Source organism: Micromonospora sp. CV4 (genome assembly GCF_003667455.1).
Lineage (GTDB): Bacteria > Actinomycetota > Actinomycetes > Mycobacteriales > Micromonosporaceae > Micromonospora.
In genome coordinates this window covers 12169-31799 of the sequence record NZ_RCVI01000229.1, presented here as the reverse complement: position 1 = coordinate 31799, position 19631 = coordinate 12169, and the positions used below count along the sequence as shown (strand labels likewise).

The 19631-nt window shown below is 72.0% G+C and carries 15 protein-coding genes and 1 pseudogene; 12 read left to right on the top strand and 4 right to left on the bottom strand.

All coding sequences use genetic code 11. The annotated features are described in order from the left end of the window. Positions 1-572 (top strand): annotated as a pseudogene (locus EAD98_RS10625) (FAD-binding oxidoreductase); the annotation flags it as partial. Between the two features lie 28 nt (positions 573-600). Here the strand turns inward: EAD98_RS10625 and EAD98_RS10620 are convergent. Together EAD98_RS10620 and EAD98_RS10615 are read right to left on the bottom strand one after the other, a co-directional pair. After that, a complete protein-coding gene (locus EAD98_RS10620; protein WP_121653886.1) occupies positions 601-1032 on the bottom strand; it encodes a hypothetical protein in 432 nt (143 codons plus the stop codon). A 51-nt stretch (positions 1033-1083) separates the two neighbouring features. Further along, complete coding sequence (locus tag EAD98_RS10615) at positions 1084-3156, bottom strand: SpoIIE family protein phosphatase (protein ID WP_121653885.1); 2073 nt, start codon at positions 3154-3156, stop codon at positions 1084-1086. 300 nt (positions 3157-3456) lie between these two features. On the opposite strand from EAD98_RS10615, the gene EAD98_RS10610 reads away from it, so the two are divergent. The 3 genes from EAD98_RS10610 (at position 3457) to EAD98_RS10600 (ending at position 9952) form a co-directional block, all read left to right on the top strand. Beyond that, a complete protein-coding gene (locus EAD98_RS10610; protein ID WP_233583789.1) occupies positions 3457-8100 on the top strand; it encodes a HAMP domain-containing protein in 4644 nt (1547 codons plus the stop codon). After that, positions 8097-8651 (top strand): two-component system response regulator, encoded by a 555-nt coding sequence (locus EAD98_RS10605; protein WP_121653884.1) that lies wholly within the window; start codon positions 8097-8099, stop codon positions 8649-8651. The genes EAD98_RS10610 and EAD98_RS10605 overlap by 4 nt, the downstream gene beginning before the upstream one ends. A 65-nt stretch (positions 8652-8716) precedes the next feature. Then, complete coding sequence (locus EAD98_RS10600) at positions 8717-9952, top strand: low temperature requirement protein A (RefSeq protein WP_121653883.1); 1236 nt, start codon at positions 8717-8719, stop codon at positions 9950-9952. A gap of 47 nt (positions 9953-9999) precedes the next feature. Here the strand turns inward: EAD98_RS10600 and EAD98_RS10595 are convergent, their stop codons facing one another. After that, positions 10000-10497 (bottom strand): GbsR/MarR family transcriptional regulator, encoded by a 498-nt coding sequence (locus tag EAD98_RS10595; protein WP_121653882.1) that lies wholly within the window; start codon positions 10495-10497, stop codon positions 10000-10002. Between the two features lie 93 nt (positions 10498-10590). On the opposite strand from EAD98_RS10595, the gene EAD98_RS10590 reads away from it, so the two are divergent. Together EAD98_RS10590 and EAD98_RS10585 are read left to right on the top strand one after the other, a co-directional pair. After that, complete coding sequence (locus tag EAD98_RS10590; RefSeq protein WP_121653881.1) at positions 10591-11490, top strand: ABC transporter ATP-binding protein; 900 nt, start codon at positions 10591-10593, stop codon at positions 11488-11490. Beyond that, the gene (locus EAD98_RS10585) at positions 11487-13100 is read left to right on the top strand and encodes an ABC transporter permease (RefSeq protein ID WP_121653880.1); all 1614 of its coding nucleotides are present in this window, start codon (positions 11487-11489) and stop codon (positions 13098-13100) included. The genes EAD98_RS10590 and EAD98_RS10585 overlap by 4 nt, the downstream gene beginning before the upstream one ends. 31 nt (positions 13101-13131) lie before the next feature. On the opposite strand, the gene EAD98_RS10580 is transcribed toward EAD98_RS10585, so the two are convergent. After that, positions 13132-13467, bottom strand: a complete 336-nt coding sequence (locus EAD98_RS10580; RefSeq protein ID WP_007454492.1) for an STAS domain-containing protein — start codon at positions 13465-13467, stop codon at positions 13132-13134. A gap of 165 nt (positions 13468-13632) precedes the next feature. Between EAD98_RS10580 and hemL the strand changes: the two genes are divergently transcribed. Genes hemL through ccsB form a run of 6 tightly spaced genes read left to right on the top strand, consistent with a single transcriptional unit; the run spans position 13633 to position 19624 of the window. After that, entirely contained in the window at positions 13633-14964 is a 1332-nt protein-coding gene (gene hemL, locus EAD98_RS10575) for a glutamate-1-semialdehyde 2,1-aminomutase (RefSeq protein WP_121653879.1), read from the top strand. A gap of 5 nt (positions 14965-14969) precedes the next feature. After that, a complete protein-coding gene (locus EAD98_RS10570) occupies positions 14970-15617 on the top strand; it encodes a histidine phosphatase family protein (RefSeq protein WP_121653878.1) in 648 nt (215 codons plus the stop codon). Next, positions 15617-16183, top strand: coding sequence for a TlpA disulfide reductase family protein (locus tag EAD98_RS10565; protein WP_121653877.1), 567 nt, complete (start codon positions 15617-15619; stop codon positions 16181-16183). Before EAD98_RS10570 ends, EAD98_RS10565 begins: the two co-directional genes overlap by 1 nt. Then, on the top strand, positions 16183-17007 hold the full coding sequence (locus EAD98_RS10560) for a cytochrome c biogenesis CcdA family protein (RefSeq protein WP_121653876.1): 825 nt from the start codon (positions 16183-16185) through the stop codon (positions 17005-17007). The genes EAD98_RS10565 and EAD98_RS10560 overlap by 1 nt, the downstream gene beginning before the upstream one ends. Continuing rightward, entirely contained in the window at positions 17007-18647 is a 1641-nt protein-coding gene (locus EAD98_RS10555; RefSeq protein ID WP_121653875.1) for a cytochrome c biogenesis protein ResB, read from the top strand. Before EAD98_RS10560 ends, EAD98_RS10555 begins: the two co-directional genes overlap by 1 nt. Continuing rightward, positions 18647-19624 carry a c-type cytochrome biogenesis protein CcsB gene (ccsB, locus tag EAD98_RS10550; protein WP_121653874.1) on the top strand — a complete coding sequence of 326 codons (978 nt, stop codon included), beginning with the start codon at positions 18647-18649 and terminating at the stop codon, positions 19622-19624. The genes EAD98_RS10555 and ccsB overlap by 1 nt, the downstream gene beginning before the upstream one ends. The last annotated feature ends 7 nt before the right edge of the window (positions 19625-19631 follow it).

Here is a 19631-nt window from a genome sequence, read left to right as displayed (position 1 = left end):
CACCCGGCCACCCGGCCGCCACCGCCCGGGAACGCCACCCGTCGATGTCCGGCCGGTCCGGCGCCCCGTCCCGGGCGGGCAGCCTGGTGGTGCTGCTCGAGGGCGGCCGGGCCGATGTCACGGAGCGCGCCGAGCGCCTGGTCGGCCTGCTGCACGGGGAGGCGACCGTCGCGCACTCCGCGCCGCCCTGGTGGCGTCGCTACCCGTTCGCACCGGGCGACACCGCGCTGCGCCTGGAGGTGCCGATCAGCGACCTGCACGCCGCGGTCTACGCGCTGCGCGACGCGGCCGGCGCGCCGGTGCCGGTGCGAGGCTCCGCAGGGCTGGGCGTGGTGCACGCGGCGCTGCCCGGCGCGCTGGCCCCCGATCGGGTGGCGTCCATCCTGGCCGCCGTCCGGGGGGTGCTGCTGGCCCGGCAGGGTCGCTGCGTGGTGGTGTCCGCCCCCGCGCCGGTGCGGCAGGCCGTCGACCTCTGGGGCGAGCTGGCCGGCCTGGCCCGGCTGCGGGCCGCCAAGGAGCATCTCGACCCGCAGCACCGGCTCGCACCCGGCCGCCTTCCCGGCGGTCTGTGACCCCCGGCAGGCCCGCTGTCGCCGGTCGTCAGTCCAGCCACCACCGGTGCATGTCGAGCAGCGGCGGGGTGAAGCGGGCCACCAGCACCAGCGCCGTGCCCACCGCGCCCACCAGCAGGAGCGTCCGCGTCGTCCGGGGCAGCGCCCCCCGCTCCCGGGCGACCAGCGCCACCGCGATGAGCGCGAGCGGTGGCCCGAGGAACGCGCCCACCAGATAGAGCACCGACACCACGGCGTAGAGCCAGTAGAGCGGGTTCGCCCCGTGCATCCCGAACGGAATCAGATCCTTGGGGTCGTACGCGCCGGTCAGCATCTCGGCCGGGCCGACGCCCGCGCCCGCCATCCGGCCCAGATACAGCAGCAGCACGGCGAGGAACGCGCCGACGGTCGCCAACAGCCCGACGATCAGTGCCCGGACCGCGGGCCGGGAGTACGGGGCGACCTGCGCGACACTCGACATGGCCGTCAATCTACCCAGTGCGCCGCCGCGGGGTGGGCCGGTAGTGGGCGGTCAGACCGCGTCGTTGCGGAGCACCAGGATCGCGATGTCGTCCCGGGGCGGCTCGACCGAGAAGTTGATCGCGGCGGCGCGCAGCCGGGCGGCCACCACGTCCGCCGAGTAGCCGGCCAGTGGCGCGGCCGCGTCGCGCAGCCGGTCGGTGCCGAACAGCTCCCGGCCGCGCCGCCGCTCGGTGACCCCGTCGGTGTAGAAGATCAGGGAGTCGCCCGGCGCGAGCGAGATCTCCGCCGTCGGCGAGGTGATCGTGTCGAGCAGCCCCAGCGCCGTGCCTCCGGCGCCCACGAATTCGGCGCCCCCACCGGCGGCCAGCAGCACCGGCCGGTCGTGCCCGGCGAGGTGCAGCGAGACGTCCAGCCGATCGCCGACACCGGGCCCGACCGCCGCCAGGGCCAATGTGCAGTACCGGCCGCCGCCCCGCTCGACCAGCGTCTCGTTGAGCCGGGCCAGCGCCTCCGGCAACGGTTTGCCGTCGCCGACCAGCACCCGGATCACATCCCGGACCAGCCCGGTGACCGCGGCCGCCTGGACGCCCTTGCCCGAGACGTCCCCGATGACCACCAGCCAGCGGCCGTCGAGCAGCGGCACCACGTCGTAGAAGTCGCCGCCCACCTCGGCGTCGTAGCCGGTCGGGACGTACTCGGCGGCGAAGCCGATCCCGTCCACCACGGGCAGCACCGGCGGCAGCAGGGACTGCTGGAGCGTCTGCGCCACCCGCCGGCGCTCGGCGTGGATCCGCGCGTTCTCGATGGCCAGAGCGGAGCGCCGGGCGACGTCCTCCAGCACCGACACCTCGTCCGGGTCGTGCCGGTGCCGCTGGTGCCGCCCCACCGCCAGGGTGCCGAGCCGCTGCCCACGTGCGATCAACGGGACCGCGAAACCCTCCATCGGCCCGCCGAGCGGGATCTGCGCCGCGCTGCGGGACGCCTCGCGCAGCCGGGCCTGGATCGAGTCCGGGCCGGTCTCCTCCAGCACCTTGTGCAGCTGTGGCAGCACCGACTCGTCCGCGTGGCTGGCCGCCGCCAGTCGCAGCCGGCCCCACTCGTCGGTGGTGTGCACCGCACACCACTGGCCGAGCCGCGGCACCACCAGCTGCGGAATCAGCGCCATGGTCAGCTCGACGTCCAGCGACTGGGCCAGCAACTCGCTCGCCTCGGCCAGGAACGTCAGCCACGTCTGCCGGCGGACGTCGGCCCGGCGCAGCCGGTCGTTCTCCAGGTGCAGCGACAGCCGCTCCGCGGTGAGCACCGCCAGCGGCTGGGCGTACGCCGACGGGGCGGCGTCCAGCTCCAGCTCGCCCGCGTACGGGCGGTGCACCGACAGCGGCACCCGGAGCAGCTCCGTGTCGGGGCGGGGCTGCCGGCCGAAGCGGGCCAGCACCTGGTGGCCCTGCCCGTCGCCCCGGTCCAGGCGGATCGTGCCGCCGGCCGCGCCCACCATCTCGGCCACCCGGCTGAGCAGGTTGGCGGCGAAGTCGGGCAGCGGATCGTCCGCGTACACGTCGGGGGCGGTCTGCATGAGCTCGCTCATCGCGCTGGCGCTCGGTGCGGAGCTGTCGGCGGCCCCCGGGCCGGCGCTGGTCGGCATCGACTCGCCACCGGCGGTGGCCCCGGCCGGCGGGTCTGCGCCGGGGCGGTCCAGCCGGAACCAGACGCCCTTCCCGGTGGGCAGGTACGTGGTGCCCCAGCGGCTGGCGAAGTGGTCGACCAGCAGGAGTCCCCGGCCCCGCTCGGAGACCTCGTTGATCTCGGTGGCGTCGTTGCGGGTGCCGACGGTCAGCTCGTCGCCCGACCCGGGCGCGAAGTCGGAGACGGTCACCGACAGCCCGACCTCGTCCGCGACGACCTCGATGTCCAGTTCGGTGCGGGCGTGCTCGACAGCGTTGGTGGTCAACTCCGTGGTGAGCAGCAGCGCCTCGTTGGCCAGCTCGTCCAGGTGCGCCTCGGCCAGCACCGAGCGGACCACCGCGCGAGCGGCGGCCGGCGTACGCCGGTCAGCGGGCAGGCGGACACGCCGGACCGCCCCGTTCCGGGCCCCGGCCGTCGCGGGCCCCGCCTCGGCTGACACCCTCGTATCCTCCACCGTCGCCCTGCCGGGTGCCAACCCGGTCGACCATCGCACGGGCCGCGCCGCCGGCCTCGGGGAAGCAGGCCCTTTCCGAATGGGACGCGATCGGGTCGGTGTGGTGGTTCAGCACCGGGGCGAGGTCTCCGACAGGCCGTTCCGGATCGGCCGCATCGAGCGGATCTGCTGTTCCGCCGGACCCGATCGGCGGGTCGTGGACCCTGGCACTGCGGCGCGCGCGGGCACAATATGGGATGCCGGCGTGTCCGTACGGGCCGGCGCCCCCGAGTTGAGCGAGGAATGATGACCACGGCGAAGCAGTCGGTGGCGGATCCGTCCGCGTCCGACCACGAGGCGCTCCTCGGTGAGTTGACCGAGGCGTTGCGGCGGGTCCGTCGCGGCGACCTGAAGGTGCGGCTTCCCCGCCGCGCCGGTAAGGGCGGCGAGGTGGCGGACGCCTTCAACGAGGTGGTCTCGCTCCAGGAGCGGCAGTACCTGGACCTGCGGCGGATCAGCCGGATCGTCGGTCGGGACGGCCGGCTCACCGAGCGGCTCGACGACGAGGGGCTGGACGGCTCGTGGGCGGAGGGCCAGCGGGCGATCAACTCGCTGATCGACGACCTGGGCCGGCCGACCACCGAGATCGCCCGGGTCATCGTCGCGGTCGCGGACGGCGATCTGTCTCAGCACATGGCGCTGGAGATCGACGGCCGGCCGCTGCGTGGTGAGTATCTGCGCATCGGGCGCACCGTGAACACGATGGTCGACCAGCTCTCGTCGTTCTCGAACGAGGTGACCCGGGTGGCCCGTGAGGTGGGCACCGAGGGCAAGCTGGGCGGCCAGGCCGACGTTCGGGGCGTCGCCGGCACGTGGAAGGACCTCACCGACTCGGTCAACACCATGGCGTCGAACCTCACCTACCAGGTGCGGTCGATCTCCCAGGTGTCCACCGCGGTGGCCAAGGGCGACCTGTCCCAGAAGATCACCGTGTCGGCCAAGGGTGAGGTCGCCGAGCTGGCGCACACCATCAACTACCTCACCGACACGCTGCGGCTCTTCGCCGAGCAGGTCACCCGGGTGGCCCGCGAGGTGGGCACCGAGGGCAAGCTGGGCGGCCAGGCCGAGGTGCCGAACGTCGCCGGCACCTGGAAGGACCTGACCGACAGCGTCAACTCGATGGCGTCGAACCTGACCGCCCAGGTCCGCAACATCGCCCAGGTGTCCACGGCCGTCGCGCGGGGCGACCTGTCGCAGAAGATCACGGTGGCGGCGCAGGGCGAGATCCTGGAGCTGAAGGACACCGTCAACACGATGGTGGACCAGCTGTCGTCGTTCGCGGACGAGGTGACGCGGGTGGCCCGCGAGGTCGGCATCGAGGGCAAGCTGGGCGGCCAGGCCCAGGTACGCGGGGTCTCCGGCACCTGGCGGGACCTCACCGAGAACGTCAACCAGCTGGCCGGCAACCTGACCAGCCAGGTCCGCAACATCTCCCAGGTCTCCACGGCGGTCGCCAAGGGTGACCTGTCGCAGAAGATCACGGTCGACGCGCAGGGCGAGATCCTGGAGCTGAAGAACACCGTCAACACGATGGTGGACCAGCTGTCGTCGTTCGCGGACGAGGTGACCCGGGTCGCGCGCGAGGTGGGCACCGAGGGCAACCTGGGCGGTCAGGCGCAGGTGAAGGGCGTCTCCGGCACCTGGCGTGACCTGACCGACAACGTCAACTCGATGGCGTCGAACCTGACCAGCCAGGTCCGCAACATCGCCTCGGTGACGACGGCGGTGGCGAAGGGTGACCTGTCGCAGAAGATCACGGTGGATGCCCGGGGGGAGATCCTGGAGCTGAAGTCGACGGTGAACACGATGGTGGACCAGCTGTCGTCGTTCGCGGACGAGGTGACCCGGGTGGCCCGTGAGGTGGGCACCGAGGGCAAGCTCGGCGGTCAGGCGCAGGTACGCGGGGTCGCCGGCACGTGGCGTGACCTGACCGACAACGTCAACTCGATGGCCTCGAACCTGACGGCCCAGGTGCGCAACATCGCCCAGGTTTCCACGGCGGTGGCGAAGGGTGACCTGTCGCAGAAGATCACGGTGGATGCCCGGGGGGAGATCCTGGAGCTGAAGTCGACGGTGAACACGATGGTGGACCAGCTGTCGTCGTTCGCGGACGAGGTGACCCGGGTGGCCCGTGAGGTGGGCACCGAGGGCAAGCTCGGCGGTCAGGCGCAGGTACGCGGGGTCGCCGGCACGTGGCGTGACCTGACCGACAACGTCAACTCGATGGCCTCGAACCTGACGGCCCAGGTGCGCAACATCGCCCAGGTTTCCACGGCGGTGGCGAAGGGTGACCTGTCGCAGAAGATCACGGTGGATGCCCGGGGGGAGATCCTGGAGCTGAAGTCGACGGTGAACACGATGGTGGACCAGCTGTCGTCGTTCGCGGACGAGGTGACCCGGGTCGCGCGCGAGGTGGGCACCGAGGGCAAGCTCGGCGGTCAGGCGCAGGTGAAGGGCGTCTCCGGCACCTGGCGTGACCTGACCGACAACGTCAACTCGATGGCCTCGAACCTGACCAGCCAGGTGCGCAACATCGCCTCGGTCACCACGGCGGTGGCGAAGGGCGACCTGAGCCAGAAGATCACGGTGGACGCGCAGGGCGAGATCCTGGAGCTGAAGTCCACCGTCAACACGATGGTGGACCAACTGTCGTCGTTCGCCGACGAGGTGACCCGGGTCGCGCGCGAGGTCGGCATCGAGGGCAAGCTCGGCGGTCAGGCGCAGGTGAAGGGCGTCTCCGGCACCTGGCGTGACCTCACCGAGAACGTCAACCAGCTCGCCTCGACGTTGACCACCCAGCTGCGGGCCATCGCCCAGGTGTCCACGTCGGTGACCCGCGGCGACCTGACCCAGCGGATCGCGGTCAAGGCGCAGGGCGAGGTCGCCGAGCTGAAGGACAACATCAACCAGATGATCGTCACCCTTCGGGAGACGACCAAGAAGAACGCGGAACAGGGCTGGCTGGACTCGAACCTGGCCCGGATCGGCGGCCTGTTGCAGGGCCAACGGGACCTGGGCGAGGTCTGCCGCATGATCATGACCGAGGTGACCCCTCTGGTCGAGGCCCAGCTCGGCGCCTTCTTCCTGGCCGACGACACCGACGGCAGCATGCGGCTGCGGTTGACGTCCTCCTACGGGTACGTGGCGCGGGGGCACGACGTCACCTTCGGCCCGGGCGAGGGGCTGGTCGGGCAGACCGCCCTCTCCCGCCGGACGATCCGGGTCAGCGCCTCTCCGAACAGCCGGCTCACCCTGCGCTCCGGGCTGGCCGAGACACCCCCGTCCGACCTGGTGGTGCTCCCCGTGCTGTTCGAGGGGGAGCTGCTCGGGGTGATCGAGTTCGCCAGCGTGGCTGCCTTCTCCGAGCTGCACCTGGCGTTCCTGGAGCGGCTGGTGCTGACCATCGGCATCGCGGTCAACACCATCCAGGCCAACCGGCGTACGGAGGAGCTGCTCGCCCAGTCGCAGCGGCTGGCGCACGAGCTCCAGGAGCAGTCCGCGGAGTTGCAGCGCACCAACGCCGAGTTGGAGGAGAAGGCCACCCTGCTCTCCGAGCAGAAGGGCAACATCGAGACGAAGAACCGGGAGATCGAGCTGGCCCGGCTCGGCCTGGAGGAGAAGGCGCAGCAGCTCACCCGGGCCTCGGCGTACAAGTCGGAGTTCCTGGCCAACATGAGCCACGAGCTGCGGACGCCGCTGAACTCGTTGCTGCTGCTGGCCCGGCTGCTGGCGGAGAACTCGGAGCAGAACCTCAACCCGAAACAGATCGAGTTCGCCCGGACCATTCACAGCGCCGGCTCGGACCTGCTGAGGCTCATCGACGACATCCTGGACCTGTCCAAGATCGAGGCAGGTCGGATGGACGTCGAGCCGACCCAGATCCGGTTCGCCGAGATCCGCGGCTACGTGGAGCAGGCGTTCGCGCCGCAGGCCGAGGAGAAGGGCCTGGACTTCCAGGTGCGGGTGAGCAAGGATCTGCCGCCGGCGCTGGTCACCGACGCGCAGCGGTTGCAGCAGATCCTGCGCAACCTGCTCTCCAACGCGGTGAAGTTCACCGACAACGGCGCGGTGACGCTGCGGATCGCCCCGGCGGCGGAGAACGCGGTGTTCGACGTGCCGGCGTTGACCAACGCCCAGCAGGTCATCGCGTTCACCGTGATCGACACCGGAATCGGTATCTCCGACGACAAGCTGTCGATCATCTTCGAGGCGTTCCAGCAGGCGGACGGCACCACCAGCCGCCGTTACGGTGGCACCGGCCTGGGCCTGTCGATCAGCCGTGACCTGGCTCGGTTGATCGGCGGCACGATCACCGTGTCGTCGGCGCCGGGGCAGGGGTCGACCTTCACCCTGTTCGTGCCGCACGTGCTGGCCCCGGACGCGGTGGTCGCGCCTGCGCCGCCGTCCCCGCAGCGCGCCGGCCTGCCGTCGTCGCTGCTGATGCCGCCGCTGGAGTTGCTGCCGCAGCGGCCGGAGGCGCCGGCCACCCGCCAGCTGGACGGCGCGACCGTGCTGATCGTGGACGACGACGTGCGCAACGTCTTCGCCCTGACCAGTGCGTTGGAGCTGCACGGGATGACCGTGCTGTACTCGGACAACGGGGCGGACGGCGTCCGCCTGCTGGCCGAGCATCCGGAGGTGGACATCGTGCTGATGGACGCCATGATGCCGGACCAGGACGGGTACGAGACCACCCGCCAGATCCGACGCAACCACCGGTTCGCCGACCTGCCGGTCGTCTTCCTGACCGCGAAGGCGATGCCGGGCGACCGCGAGTCGGCGCTCGCGGCCGGGGGCAGCGACTACATCACCAAGCCGGTCGACCTGGACGACCTGATCGAGCTGATGTCGTCCTGGATCAGCGGCAGCCGGACCGAGGAGACTTCGTGACCCAGATGGCCAAGGCGCTGCTCGTGGACGACCGGCGGGAGAATCTGATGGCCCTGGAGGCGATCCTCCAGGGCCTGCCGGTTCAGTCGGTGGCGGTGGAGAGCGGCGAGGCGGCGCTCAAGCAGCTGCTGGTGGACGACTTCGCGGTGATCCTGCTGGACGCGCAGATGCCGGACATGGACGGCTTCGAGACGGCCAGCCACATCAAGCGCCGGGAGCGGACCCGGCACGTGCCGATCATCTTCCTCACCGCTGCTGACCGGGACGCCCAGCTCGCCCTGCGCGGATACCAGGTGGGGGCGGTGGACTACCTGACCAAGCCGTTCGACCCGTGGGTGCTGCGGGCCAAGGTGTCGGTCTTCGTGGAGCTGTGGGTGAAGACCCGGCAGTTGGCCGCCCAGTCGGACCTGGTGCGGGACCGCGACACGCAGTGGCGGCGCCTCACCGACGCGGTCGACGAGGCGACCGCCCTGCTCCGCTCCGACGAGCCGGAGGGCCGGGACCGGGCGGTGCGGCTTCTCGAACAGGCCCGCTGGGGCAACACCGCCTGACGCGCTGACGCAACTCCTCCGACCGCCGACTCGTTGGGGCGACAAGGGGCGGACGGAGGCGGACGATGGCGGCTCGGCGGGGCGCCGAACTGCTGCGCCCTCCCGAGAGTTCGGGCCGTGCCACGTTCCTGGAGCTCTTCTTCGATCTGGCCTTCGTCGTGGCCCTCACCCGGGTCTCGCAACGGTTCGCCGGCCTGACCGATGACACCGGCTGGGCGCTGGTCACCGGCTTCGGTCGTACCCTGCTGCTCTTTCTGGCGCTCTGGCTGATCTGGTCACACACGGCCTGGATCACCAGTCGGTACGAACCAGAGCAGCCGGTCATCCAGGCCGTCGTGGTCGGCACCATGTTCGCCGGCCTGGTCATGGCGGTGACGCTGCCCCGGGCCATGGAGGAGCGAGCACTATCGTTCACGGCCGCGTACCTGATGGTGATGGTGGTGCGGCCGCTGGTGGTCGCCGCCGCGCTGCGTGGCCATCCGCGACGGCTGGTGCCGTTCCGGCTCGCCGCGTGGGCTTCGGTGAGCGCGCCGTTGTGGCTGGCCGGCGCGTTGGGTCCGGATCAGCTTCGCCTGCCGCTGTGGGCTGCCGCCCTCGCTGTCGACTACCTCGCCTGGACTCTGGGCTGGCCGCTGCCGTGGCTCGGGGCTGCGGCGGTGGCTCGTTGGCGGATCGCCGGGATGCATCTTGCCGACCGTTACCAGCAGATGTTTCTCATCGCACTCGGTGAGTCGATCCTGGTCATCGGCGTGGTTTTCAGCGGCGTGGACTACTCCGCGGAGCGGGCAGCCGCTTTCGCGGTCGCCTTCGCCACCAGCGCGCTGCTCTGGCGGATCTACTTCCACCGCGCCGGGCTGCTGCTGACCGAGGCGTTGGACCGGGCGGGTTTGCCGGGCCGGCTGGGCGCGACGTCGGGACGGACGCATCTGCTGATCGTGCTCAGCGTGCTGGTCACCTCGGTGGGCTACGAGCTGGTGATCGATGATCCGTTCGGGTCGCCTCGGCCCAGTTGGCTCCTGTTCGTGGTGGGCGGTCCGGTGCTCTTCCTCGTCGCCCGTACGCGGCTGGAGTACGAGATCTTCGGCCGGATCTCCCGTTCCCGGACGATCGGCCTGGTGGCCCTGCTGCTGTTCACGCCGGCGTTGGCCCGCTGGGCGCCGATGGTCGGGCTGAGCGTGGTGTCCGGGGTGCTGGCCCTGGTTGCGCTACTCGACGCGTGGCGGAGCCGGGGACGGCCGCTGGAGATTCCCACCTCGCCGGTCGGACGGGGGGCCGCCGGCGACCGCGACTCGGAGGCGTGACCGCGCTGCATCTGGTTCGAGGCCACGGTCGCCTTCGGAGACGCCGCTCAGGCCTCGCCGGGTCGGGTGTGGCCGGTGGCAATCCGCCGGGCCCGCCAGCGCTCACCCAGTGAGTCGATCTCCTCCTGGACGAAGATGAAGAAGTCGCGCATCTCGGCCACCCGTTCGCCGGCCGGCGTCGCGGGGCCGTCGAGGGCGACCACTCCGGCGTCGGCCGCGTCAATGAACGTCTTGTAGAGCGCCGTCTTGGTGACGGTCGCCTCGTACCAGGGGTTGTCCGGCATCCGGTAGCGATCCCGGCGGGACCGGGGGACCGGCTCGCGGACCAGCATGCCGAACTGGGTGAGGTAGCGAACCGCGCCGCTGACCGCCGCCGCGCTCACTCCGAGCCGCTCGCCGATCTCGGCGGCGGTCAACGGGTCGTCCGCGCTCATCACGGTGAACAGCACCCGGGCGGCCATCCGCGGGAAACCGACCTCGGCGAAGGCCAGCGCCATCCGCTCGACGAATAGGTGCACCGGGTCGTGGCCGTCGGTGGCTGCCATGGCGGTCCCTCCCTGCCTGCTCGTGTGGCCCCCGATGGTGCCCCGGATCTCACAGTCTTCACAACTTTGTGAAACGAGTGTAGCTTCCGATACATGGAAACTCCCATTGAGGTTTCCGGCCTGGTCAAGACCTTCGGCCGGACCCGGGCACTGGACGGTCTGGACCTGACCGTTCGTGCCGGCGAGGTGCACGGCTTCCTCGGCCCGAACGGCGCCGGCAAGTCGACCACCATCCGAGCGCTGCTCGGCCTGCTGCGGACGGACGCGGGGGCCGTCCGCCTGCTCGGTGGTGATCCGTGGCGCGACGCGGTGGCCCTGCACCGCCGGCTGGCCTACGTGCCGGGCGACGTGACGCTCTGGCCCAACCTCTCCGGCGGAGAGGTCATCGACCTGCTCGGCCGGATGCGCGGCGGCCTCGACCCGGCCCGCCGGGCCGAGCTGCTGGAGTCCTTCGAGCTGGACCCGCGCAAGAAGGGCCGGGCGTACTCCAAGGGCAACCGGCAGAAGGTCGGCCTGGTGGCCGCGCTCGCCTCGGACGCCGAACTGCTCATCCTGGACGAGCCCACCTCCGGCCTGGACCCGCTGATGGAGGAGGCCTTCCAGCACTGGGTCCGCCGGGCGAAGGCCGACGGTCGCACCGTGCTGCTCTCCAGCCACATCCTGGCCGAGGTGGAGGCGCTCTGCGACCGGGTGACGATCATCCGCAACGGTCGGGACGTCGAGACGGGCACCCTCACCGACCTTCGCCACCTGCGTCGAACCTCGATCGAGGCCGAGCTGACCGGCCCGGTCGACGGGCTGGGAAAGCTGGCCGGGGTGCACGACCTGCGGGTGGACGGGGCGCGGGTGCGCTTCGACGTGGAGAACGCCGCGCTGGACGCCGCCCTGCGCCGGCTCACCGAGATCGGCGTACGCAGCCTGGTCAGCCAGCCGCCGACGCTGGAGGAGCTGTTCCTGCGGCACTACCAGGCCGAGCCGACGGTGAGATCATGAGCGCGTTCACCGGCACCCGGCACCTGGTGCGACTGATCCTGCGCCGGGACCGGGTCGTGCTGCCGATCTGGATCCTGCTGCTGGCCGTGCTGCCAGCCAGCTACGCCGGCACGTACGCCGAGCTGTACCCGACCGCGGCCGAGCGGGCCGCGTACCTGGCCGGTACGGCGAGCAACCCGTCGATCGTCGCCCTGCTCGGCCCGGTCTACGGCGACAGCGTCGGTGCGCTCACCGTCCAGCGGGCCGGTCTGCTGGCGTTGATCGCCGCGCTGGCCAGCGTGCTCACCGTGGTCCGCCACACTCGCACGGAGGAGGAAGCCGGCCGGCGTGAGCTGCTCGGTGCCACCGTGCTGGGCCGGTACGCCGGGCTGACTTCCGCGCTGCTGGTGGCGTACGCCGCGAACCTGCTGCTCGGCCTGCTCGCCGCCGCCGGCCTGGTCGCCGCGGGCCTGCCCGGTGCCGGTTCGCTGCTCTTCGGGGCCGGGGTGGCACTCACCGGCATCGTCTTCGCCACGGTCGGTGGGCTGGCCGCGCAGCTCACCGAGAGCGCGGCCGGGGCGCGCGGGACCGGTCTGGGTGTGCTCGGGCTGGCCTTCGTGCTGCGGCTGGCCGGTGACGCGGGTGGTTCCGGCGGCACCGGCGGGAGCGCGGAGTGGCTGAGCTGGCTCTCCCCGCTGGGCTGGTCGGCCCGGGATCGGGCCTTCGCCGACGAGCGTTGGTGGGTGCTGCTGCTGCCGGTGCTGTTCAGTGCGGTGGTCGCGCTCGTCGCGTACCCCGTCTCGGTGCGCCGGGACCTCGGCGGCGGGGTGTTTCCGCCCCGGCTCGGCCCGGCGACCGCCGGGCCGCGGCTGGCGGGCCCGTTCGGCCTGGCCTGGCGGCTGCATCGGGGTCAGTTGCTCGGCTGGACCGTCGGGTTCGGGCTGCTCGGCCTGGTGCTCGGGGGCGCGGCGGATGCCGCCGGCGAGACGGTGCAGGGCAATCAGCAGGTCGCCGAGATCCTGGCCCGGCTGGGTGGCACCTCCGCGCTCGCGGAGGCGTACCTCGGTGGGACGTTGAGCCTGACCGCGCTGGCCGCCGCCGGGTACGGCATCCAGGCCGCGCTGCGGGCGCGGGCGGAGGAGACCGCCGGGCGGGCCGAGCCGCTGCTCGCCACGGCGGTGAGCCGGACCCGTTGGCTGGCGGCGCACCTGCTCTTCGCCCTGCTCGGCCCGGCGGTGGTGCTCTCCGTGACCGGGCTCGCGACCGGGTTGGCGTACGGCCTCAGCAGCGGCGATGTCGGGGGTGAGCTGCCCCGGCTGCTCGGCGCCGGTCTGGCCCAGGTGCCGGCGGCCTGGGTGCTGGCCGGGCTGGCGGCGTTGCTGGTCGGCCGGCTGCCCCGGTTCTCCGCGGGCGCCTGGGCGGTGCTCGCCGGTTGCCTGCTGCTCGGTCAGCTCGGCGCGGTCCTGGAGCTGGATCAGTGGGCGCTGGACATCTCCCCGTTCACCCACACCCCGCAGGTCCTCGGCTCCGGCTGGACCGCCACCCCGCTGGTCGCCCTGGCCGCAGTGACGGCCGCCCTGGTCACCCTCGCCCTGCGCACCTTCCACACCCGCGACATCCCTACACCCTGACCAGCCAGCCACCGGCTGACCCGGCGACGGGTCAGCCGGTGGGTTGGTCGTTGCGGATCATCAGGGCGCTGCGGAGGCCGGTGATGTCCAGGACGCGGATCAGGAAATCGCCCACATGGGTCAGCATCAGCAGGCTCTGCGCGTGGCTGGCCTTGCGGCTGAGCACCACCAGGGTGCCGAGGCCCTGCGAGTCGCAGAAGGTGACGCCGCCCAGGTCGAGCACGATCCGCGGGGGCGGGTCGGCCAGCACCTCGTTGACCACGGTGGAGAGCTGGGCGGCCGTGAGCATGTCGATCTCACCGGCCAGGCGCAGCACTGCTTCGTCGCCCGTCCGGTGTAGCGTGATGGACAGTTCGGCACGATCCACCCGGTCAGCCTAGCGCGATCCGGACGACCCGGCCTGTCGAGGCCGACAGCCGCCGCCCGGCCGCGTGTCGGCGCCGCCGGCGGGTGCCGGAGGCGGGTGAGCCCGGTAACCCCGGCCCGGGGTGGCTGCTGGTTGACCGTCCGGCGCTGACACAATGGCGGCATCGTGACCGACATCGTTTCCGCCGGATCCGGCCGCTACCCGGCCGAAGCCCCGGCCTCCGAGGCCCTGTTCCACCGCGCCCGCGCCATCGTGCCGGGCGGGGTGAACTCCCCCGTGCGCGCCTTCCAGGCGGTCGGCGGCACCCCCCGCTTCATGGTTCGAGGCGAGGGCCCGTGGCTGTACGACGCCGACGGCCGCCGCTACGTGGACCTCGTCTGCTCCTGGGGCCCGCTGATCCTCGGGCACGCCCACCCGCAGGTGGTGGACGCCGTGCAGGCCGCCGCCGCCCGGGGCACCAGCTTCGGCACCCCCACCCCCGGTGAGGTGGAGCTGGCCGCCGAGATCGTCGACCGGACCCCGGTGGAGCAGGTGCGCCTGGTCAACTCCGGCACCGAAGCGACCATGTCGGCGATCCGGCTGGCCCGTGGCTTCACCGGACGCTCCAAGATCGTAAAGTTCGCCGGCTGCTACCACGGGCACGTCGACGCGCTGCTCGCCTCGGCCGGGTCCGGCGTGGCCACCCTGGGCCTGCCCGACTCGCCCGGCGTCACCGGCGCGGCGGCCAGCGAGACGATCGTGCTGCCGTACAACGACATCCGGGCGGTCGAGGAGGCCTTCGCCGCCGAGGGGCCGCACATCGCCGCGGTGATCACCGAGGCCGCCGCCGGAAACATGGGCGTGGTCGCCCCCCGCGACGGTTTCAACCAGCAGCTCGCCCGGATCGCGCACGCGCACGGCGCGCTGCTCGTCGTGGACGAGGTCATGACCGGGTTCCGGGTCTCGCGCGCCGGGTGGCACGGCCTCGACGCCTCCGACGCCGACCTGTGGACGTACGGCAAGGTCATGGGTGGCGGCCTGCCCGCCGCGGCGTTCGGCGGGCGTGCGGAGATCATGGCGCGGCTCGCCCCGGCCGGCCCGGTCTACCAGGCCGGCACGCTCTCCGGTAACCCGCTGGCCTGCGCCGCCGGTCTGGCCACCCTGCGGTTGGCCGACGACGAGCTGTACCGCCGCCTCGACGAGACCGCCGCCGTCGTGGGCAAGCTCGCCGCCGACGCGCTGGCCGCCGCCGGGGTCCCGCACCGACTGTCGTACGCGGGCAGCATGTTCTCCATCTTCTTCACCGACGCCGACGTGGTCGACTACGACAGCGCTCGCACCCAGCAGGTGCCGGCGTTCAAGGCGTTCTTCCACGCGATGCTCGCCGCCGGCGTCTACCTGCCGCCGAGCGCGTTCGAGTCGTGGTTCGTGTCGGCGGCGATCGACGACGCCGCTCTGGAGCAGATCGCCGCAGCGTTGCCGACGGCGGCCAACGCGGCGGCAGCGGCGGGGGGGTAGCAACGGTGAGCAAGACGGTGGTCCACGTGCTGCGGCACGGCGAGGTGTACAACCCCGACCAGATCCTCTACGGCCGGCTGCCCGGTTTCCGCCTCTCCGAGCTGGGTGTGCAGATGGCCAAGGCCGCCGCGCAGGGGCTCGCCGAGCGGGAGATCGTGCACGTGGTGGCCAGCCCCCTGGAGCGCGCCCAGCAGACCGCCGAGCCGATCGCGGCCCAGTTCGGCCTGCCGGTCGGTGTGGACGAGCGGCTGATCGAGAGCGCCAACTGGTTCGAGGGCAAGAAGGTGTCGCCGGGCGACGGGTCGTTCCGCGACCCGCGCAACTGGTGGGTGCTGCGCGACCCGGTGACCCCGTCCTGGGGTGAGGCGTACCGGGCCATCGCGGAGCGGATGTTCGCCGCCGTGCACGCGGCCCGGGTCGCCGCCGAGGGGCGCGAGGCGGTGCTGGTCTCGCACCAGCTCCCCATCTGGACGCTGCGCCGGTACGTCGAGCGCAAGCGACTCTGGCACGACCCCCGCAAGCGGCAGTGCGGGCTGGCCAGCCTCACCTCGTTCCACTTCGACGGCGCGAAGGTGGTCGGCATCGGCTACAGCGAGCCCGCCGCGCACCTGATCGCCCTCTCCGCGACCGCCCGGACGGCCAAGGGGGCCTGATGAACGCCCGGAGGTGGACCGCCGGTCTGCTCGCCAGCGCCGCCGCGGTGGCGCTGGTCGGCTGCACGTCGCAGGGCCGGGAGAAGACCTGTACGACCACCTCCGACGGGATCATCGAGTGCGCTCCGGACCAGCGCTCGGCGCCCCCGAAGCTCGCCGGTGAGCTGCTCACCGGCGGCAGCTACGACGTCAACGAAGCCCGCGGCCAGGTGGTGGTGGTCAACTTCTGGGGTTCCTGGTGCGCGCCGTGCCGGGCCGAGGCGGACGACCTGGAAGCCACCTACCAGGCCACCAAGGGCTCCGGGGTGAGCTTCCTCGGCATCAACGTCCAGGACCAGCGGGACAAGGCCAAGGCGTTCGAAGAGGGCCGGGTCACCTATCCGAGCCTGTTCGACCCGGCGAGCAAGCTGGCGCTGGCCCTGGACATTCCGCCGAACACCGTCCCGGCGACCGTGGTGCTCGACCGGGAGGGCCGGATCGCCTCGGTGATCCGGGCCGCGGTCAAGCAGGAGGGCCTGCAACCGATCGTCGAGCGGATCGCCGCCGAGAAGCCGGCGTCGGGCTGATGGGTGACACCTTCCGGGAGCTGGCCCTCAGCGGGCCGCTGCTGCTCGCCATCGGCGCGGCGGCGCTCGCCGGTCTGGTCAGCTTCCTCTCCCCGTGCGTGCTCCCGCTGGTCCCCGGCTACCTCTCGTACGTCACCGGCCTGGCCGGCGCCGACCTCGACGGTCGCCGGCCCGCGACCGAGCCCGCCCCGGCCGAGGCCAGCGGCGGCGTGGCGGTACGTGAGCGGGTCGCGCGGGTCGGCGCCGTCAAGGGCCGGGTGCTCGCCGGCACGCTGCTCTTCATCGGCGGCTTCACCGTCGTCTTCGTCGCCACCGCCATCCTGTTCGCCAGCATCGGCCGGGTCTTCTTCGAGTACGAGCGCCAGCTGGAGATCGTGATCGGCGCGCTGATCATCGTGCTCGGCCTTGGCTACCTCGGGATGATCCCGGCCCTGCAACGGGAGTTCCGGATCTCCCGGCTGCCCTCCGCCGGGCTGCTCGGCGCACCGGTCTTCGGCGCGGTCTTCGCGCTGAGCTGGGTGCCCTGCACCGGCCCCACCCTCGGCGCGGTGATGGGCATGGCCACCGCGAGCGGGCAGAGCGACCGCGCCGTGGTGCTCGCCGTGGCGTACTGCCTCGGGTTGGGGATACCGTTCGTCGTCTTCGGGCTGGGCTTCCAGCGCCTGCTCGGGGTCTTCCGCGCCGTCCGGCGCAACAGCCGCTGGGTCACCCGGGTCGGCGGCGCCCTGCTCATCCTGATCGGCCTGGCGCTGGTCACCGGCGGGTGGCAGAGCTTCGTGATCTGGTTGCAGACCACCGTCGGTGTGGGCGAGGTGAGCATCTGATGACGGTCGTGGACGACCGGCCGGAGACCGCGGCCCCGGCGCCCCGGCGCCGGCCCAACCGGCTGCTGGCCCTGTTGCGCAACTCGTGGCGGCAGTTGACCAGCATGCGTACGGCGCTGATCCTGCTCTTCCTGCTCGCGGTCGCCGCGATTCCCGGCTCGGTGCTGCCGCAGCGGGGGATCAGCCCGGAGAAGGTCAACGAGTACTTCACCGACCATCCCGATCTGGCCCCCCGGTTGGACCGGATCGGCGCTTTCGAGGTCTTCGGTTCGGTCTGGTTCTCCGCGATCTACCTGCTGCTGTTCACCTCACTGATCGGCTGCATCACGCCCCGCCTGCGCGATCACGTCCGGGCACTGCGGTCCCGGCCGCCGGCCGCACCGAAGCGGCTCCAGCGGTTGCCGCAGCACGCGGTCCTGCCCGCCCCGGCGGGTGGCGCGGCGGCGGTCGCCGAGGTCCTGCGCCGCCGACGGTGGCGGGTGGAGGTCCGCGGCGACGAGGTGTCCGCCGAGAAGGGCTACCTCAAGGAGACCGGCAACCTGCTGTTCCACACCTCGCTGATCGCCGTGCTGATCGGCGTCGCGCTCGGCTCGTGGTACGGCTGGAGCGGCAACCGGCTGCTGGTCGCGGGCGCGGACAACGCCTTCTGCAACACCCGCCAGCAGTACGCCGAGACGAAGCTCGGCCCCCGGGTGGACAGCGAGGACCTGCCCCGCTTCTGCCTGCGGCTGGACGACTTCGAGGCCCGGTTCCTGGCGTCCGGCCAGCCGGAGTTCTTCAACGCCCGGGTGACCGTCGACGGCCCCGACGAGCCGACCCGCAGTGGGGACTTCTCGGTGAACTCACCGCTGCGGCTGGGCGGCGCGAGCGTCTACCTGCTCGGCCACGGGTACGCCCCGGTGATCCGCTACACCGATCGGTTCGGCCGCAGCCAGATCAGCGATGACCCGTTCCTGACCACCGGCGACATGGGCCTGACGAGCGAGGGGCTGGCGGCGTTCCCGGACGCGAACGTCGACCCGCGTACCGGGCGGCGCGCGCCGGACGAGCAGATGGCCTTCACCGGCATCTACCTGCCCACGGCGCCGCAGCAGGCGCCGTTCGTCCGCTCGGAGTACCCGACCGAGCGCAACCCGGCGCTGAACCTGGTCGCCTACCGGGGCAACCTCGGTCTGGACGCCGGCATCCCCGGCTCGGTCTACCAGCTCGACCAGCGGCAGGTGCGCGCCGGGAAGGTCAAGGAGGTCGGCACCAAGCTGCTCCGCAAGGGCGAGACCTGGACGTTGGACGACGGCACCAAGGTCGAGTTCCTGGGCACCGAGCGGTACGTGACCCTCTCCGTGCGGCACGACCCCGGTTCGACGATGCTGCTGGTCAGCTGCGGTTTCCTGTTGGTCGGGCTGATGGGGTCGCTGTTCGGTCGGCGCCGCCGGGTGTTCTTCCGGGTGATGCCGGCCGACCCCGCGGAAGGATCTCCGACGGGCGGTAGTAGCTTGATGGAGGCCGGCGGGTTGCCGCGTACCGACTATCCAGGGTTCGCCGAGGAGTTCGCCCAACTCGTCGCCGCGGTCAGCGGTGGTCGGGCGGACGCGAGCGCCGACTCCAGTGACCGGACCGGCGTGCGAGAAGGGACCGAGTGATGTCCGCACTCTCCGACAATCTGGTGACCTTCGCGATCCTGGCGTATCTGGTCGCGATGATCTGCCATGCCGTGGAGTACGCGCTGGGCAACACTCGCGCCCGGGCCGCCGCGGCTCCCGCCCGCGAGCTGGTGGGTGCCGGCGTCGGCGGAGGTGGCGGCGTACCCGTGTCGCCCGCGCCGGTCCCGCCGTCGGCCGTGGCCGACCGCTCGGCGCGGCGCGCCCGGATCGGCGGTCTGATCGCGGTGGGTGCCACCGGGCTCGCGGCCGCGCTGCACCTGGCGGCGCTGGTCACGCGGGGCATCGCGGCCGACCGCATGCCCTGGGGCAACATGTACGAGTTCGTGCTCACGGTGACGTTCATCGGGGTCGCGGCCTGGCTGGTGGTGCTCTGGAAGCGGCCCTCGCTGCGCAAGCTCGGGCTGTTCCTCACCCTGGTGATGGTGCTGCTGGTGGCCACCGCCGAGCTGGTGCTGTACGTGCCGATCGTGCCGCTGGTGCCGGCGCTGAACTCCTACTGGTTCGTCATCCACGTCTCGACGATCGTCTTCGCGTCCGGCATCTTCCTGCTCGGCGCGGTGCCGGCGGTCGGCTACCTGATGCGCGCCGGGTACGAGCAGGGCAAGCGGAGCTTCCCGTACACCCTGGCCAAGCGGTTGCCGGGGGCGGCCAGCCTGGAGCGGCTGACCTTCGCGCTGCACGCCTTCGCCTTCCCGATCTTCACCTTCGCGGTGATCGCCGGTGCGATCTGGGCCGAGGCGGCCTGGGGCCGGCCGTGGGGCTGGGACCCGAAGGAGACCTGGGCGTTCATCTCCTGGGTGGTGTACGCGGGCTATCTGCACGCCCGGGCGACGCCCAGCGTCAAGCGGAACGTTGCGACGTGGCTGGCGGTGCTCGGCTTCCTCACCATGCTGATGAATCTGTTCGGCGTGAACATCTTCTTCACCGGCCTGCACTCGTACGGCGGCCTGGACTGATCCTCGG

Excerpts from the sequence above, each read along its gene's own strand:
- EAD98_RS10590 (WP_121653881.1), top strand. The coding sequence starts at position 10,591 with ATGGAAACTCCCATTGAGGTTTCCGGCCTGGTCAAGACCTTCGGCCGG.
- EAD98_RS10585 (WP_121653880.1), top strand. The coding sequence starts at position 11,487 with ATGAGCGCGTTCACCGGCACCCGGCACCTGGTGCGACTGATCCTGCGC.
- EAD98_RS10565 (WP_121653877.1), top strand. The coding sequence starts at position 15,617 with ATGAACGCCCGGAGGTGGACCGCCGGTCTGCTCGCCAGCGCCGCCGCG.
- ccsB (WP_121653874.1), top strand. The coding sequence starts at position 18,647 with ATGTCCGCACTCTCCGACAATCTGGTGACCTTCGCGATCCTGGCGTAT.
- EAD98_RS10595 (WP_121653882.1), bottom strand. The coding sequence starts at position 10,497 with ATGGCAGCCACCGACGGCCACGACCCGGTGCACCTATTCGTCGAGCGG.
- EAD98_RS10600 (WP_121653883.1), top strand. The coding sequence starts at position 8,717 with ATGGCGGCTCGGCGGGGCGCCGAACTGCTGCGCCCTCCCGAGAGTTCG.
- EAD98_RS10555 (WP_121653875.1), top strand. The coding sequence starts at position 17,007 with ATGACGGTCGTGGACGACCGGCCGGAGACCGCGGCCCCGGCGCCCCGG.
- EAD98_RS10620 (WP_121653886.1), bottom strand. The coding sequence starts at position 1,032 with ATGTCGAGTGTCGCGCAGGTCGCCCCGTACTCCCGGCCCGCGGTCCGG.
- EAD98_RS10610 (WP_233583789.1), top strand. The coding sequence starts at position 3,457 with ATGACCACGGCGAAGCAGTCGGTGGCGGATCCGTCCGCGTCCGACCAC.
- EAD98_RS10560 (WP_121653876.1), top strand. The coding sequence starts at position 16,183 with ATGGGTGACACCTTCCGGGAGCTGGCCCTCAGCGGGCCGCTGCTGCTC.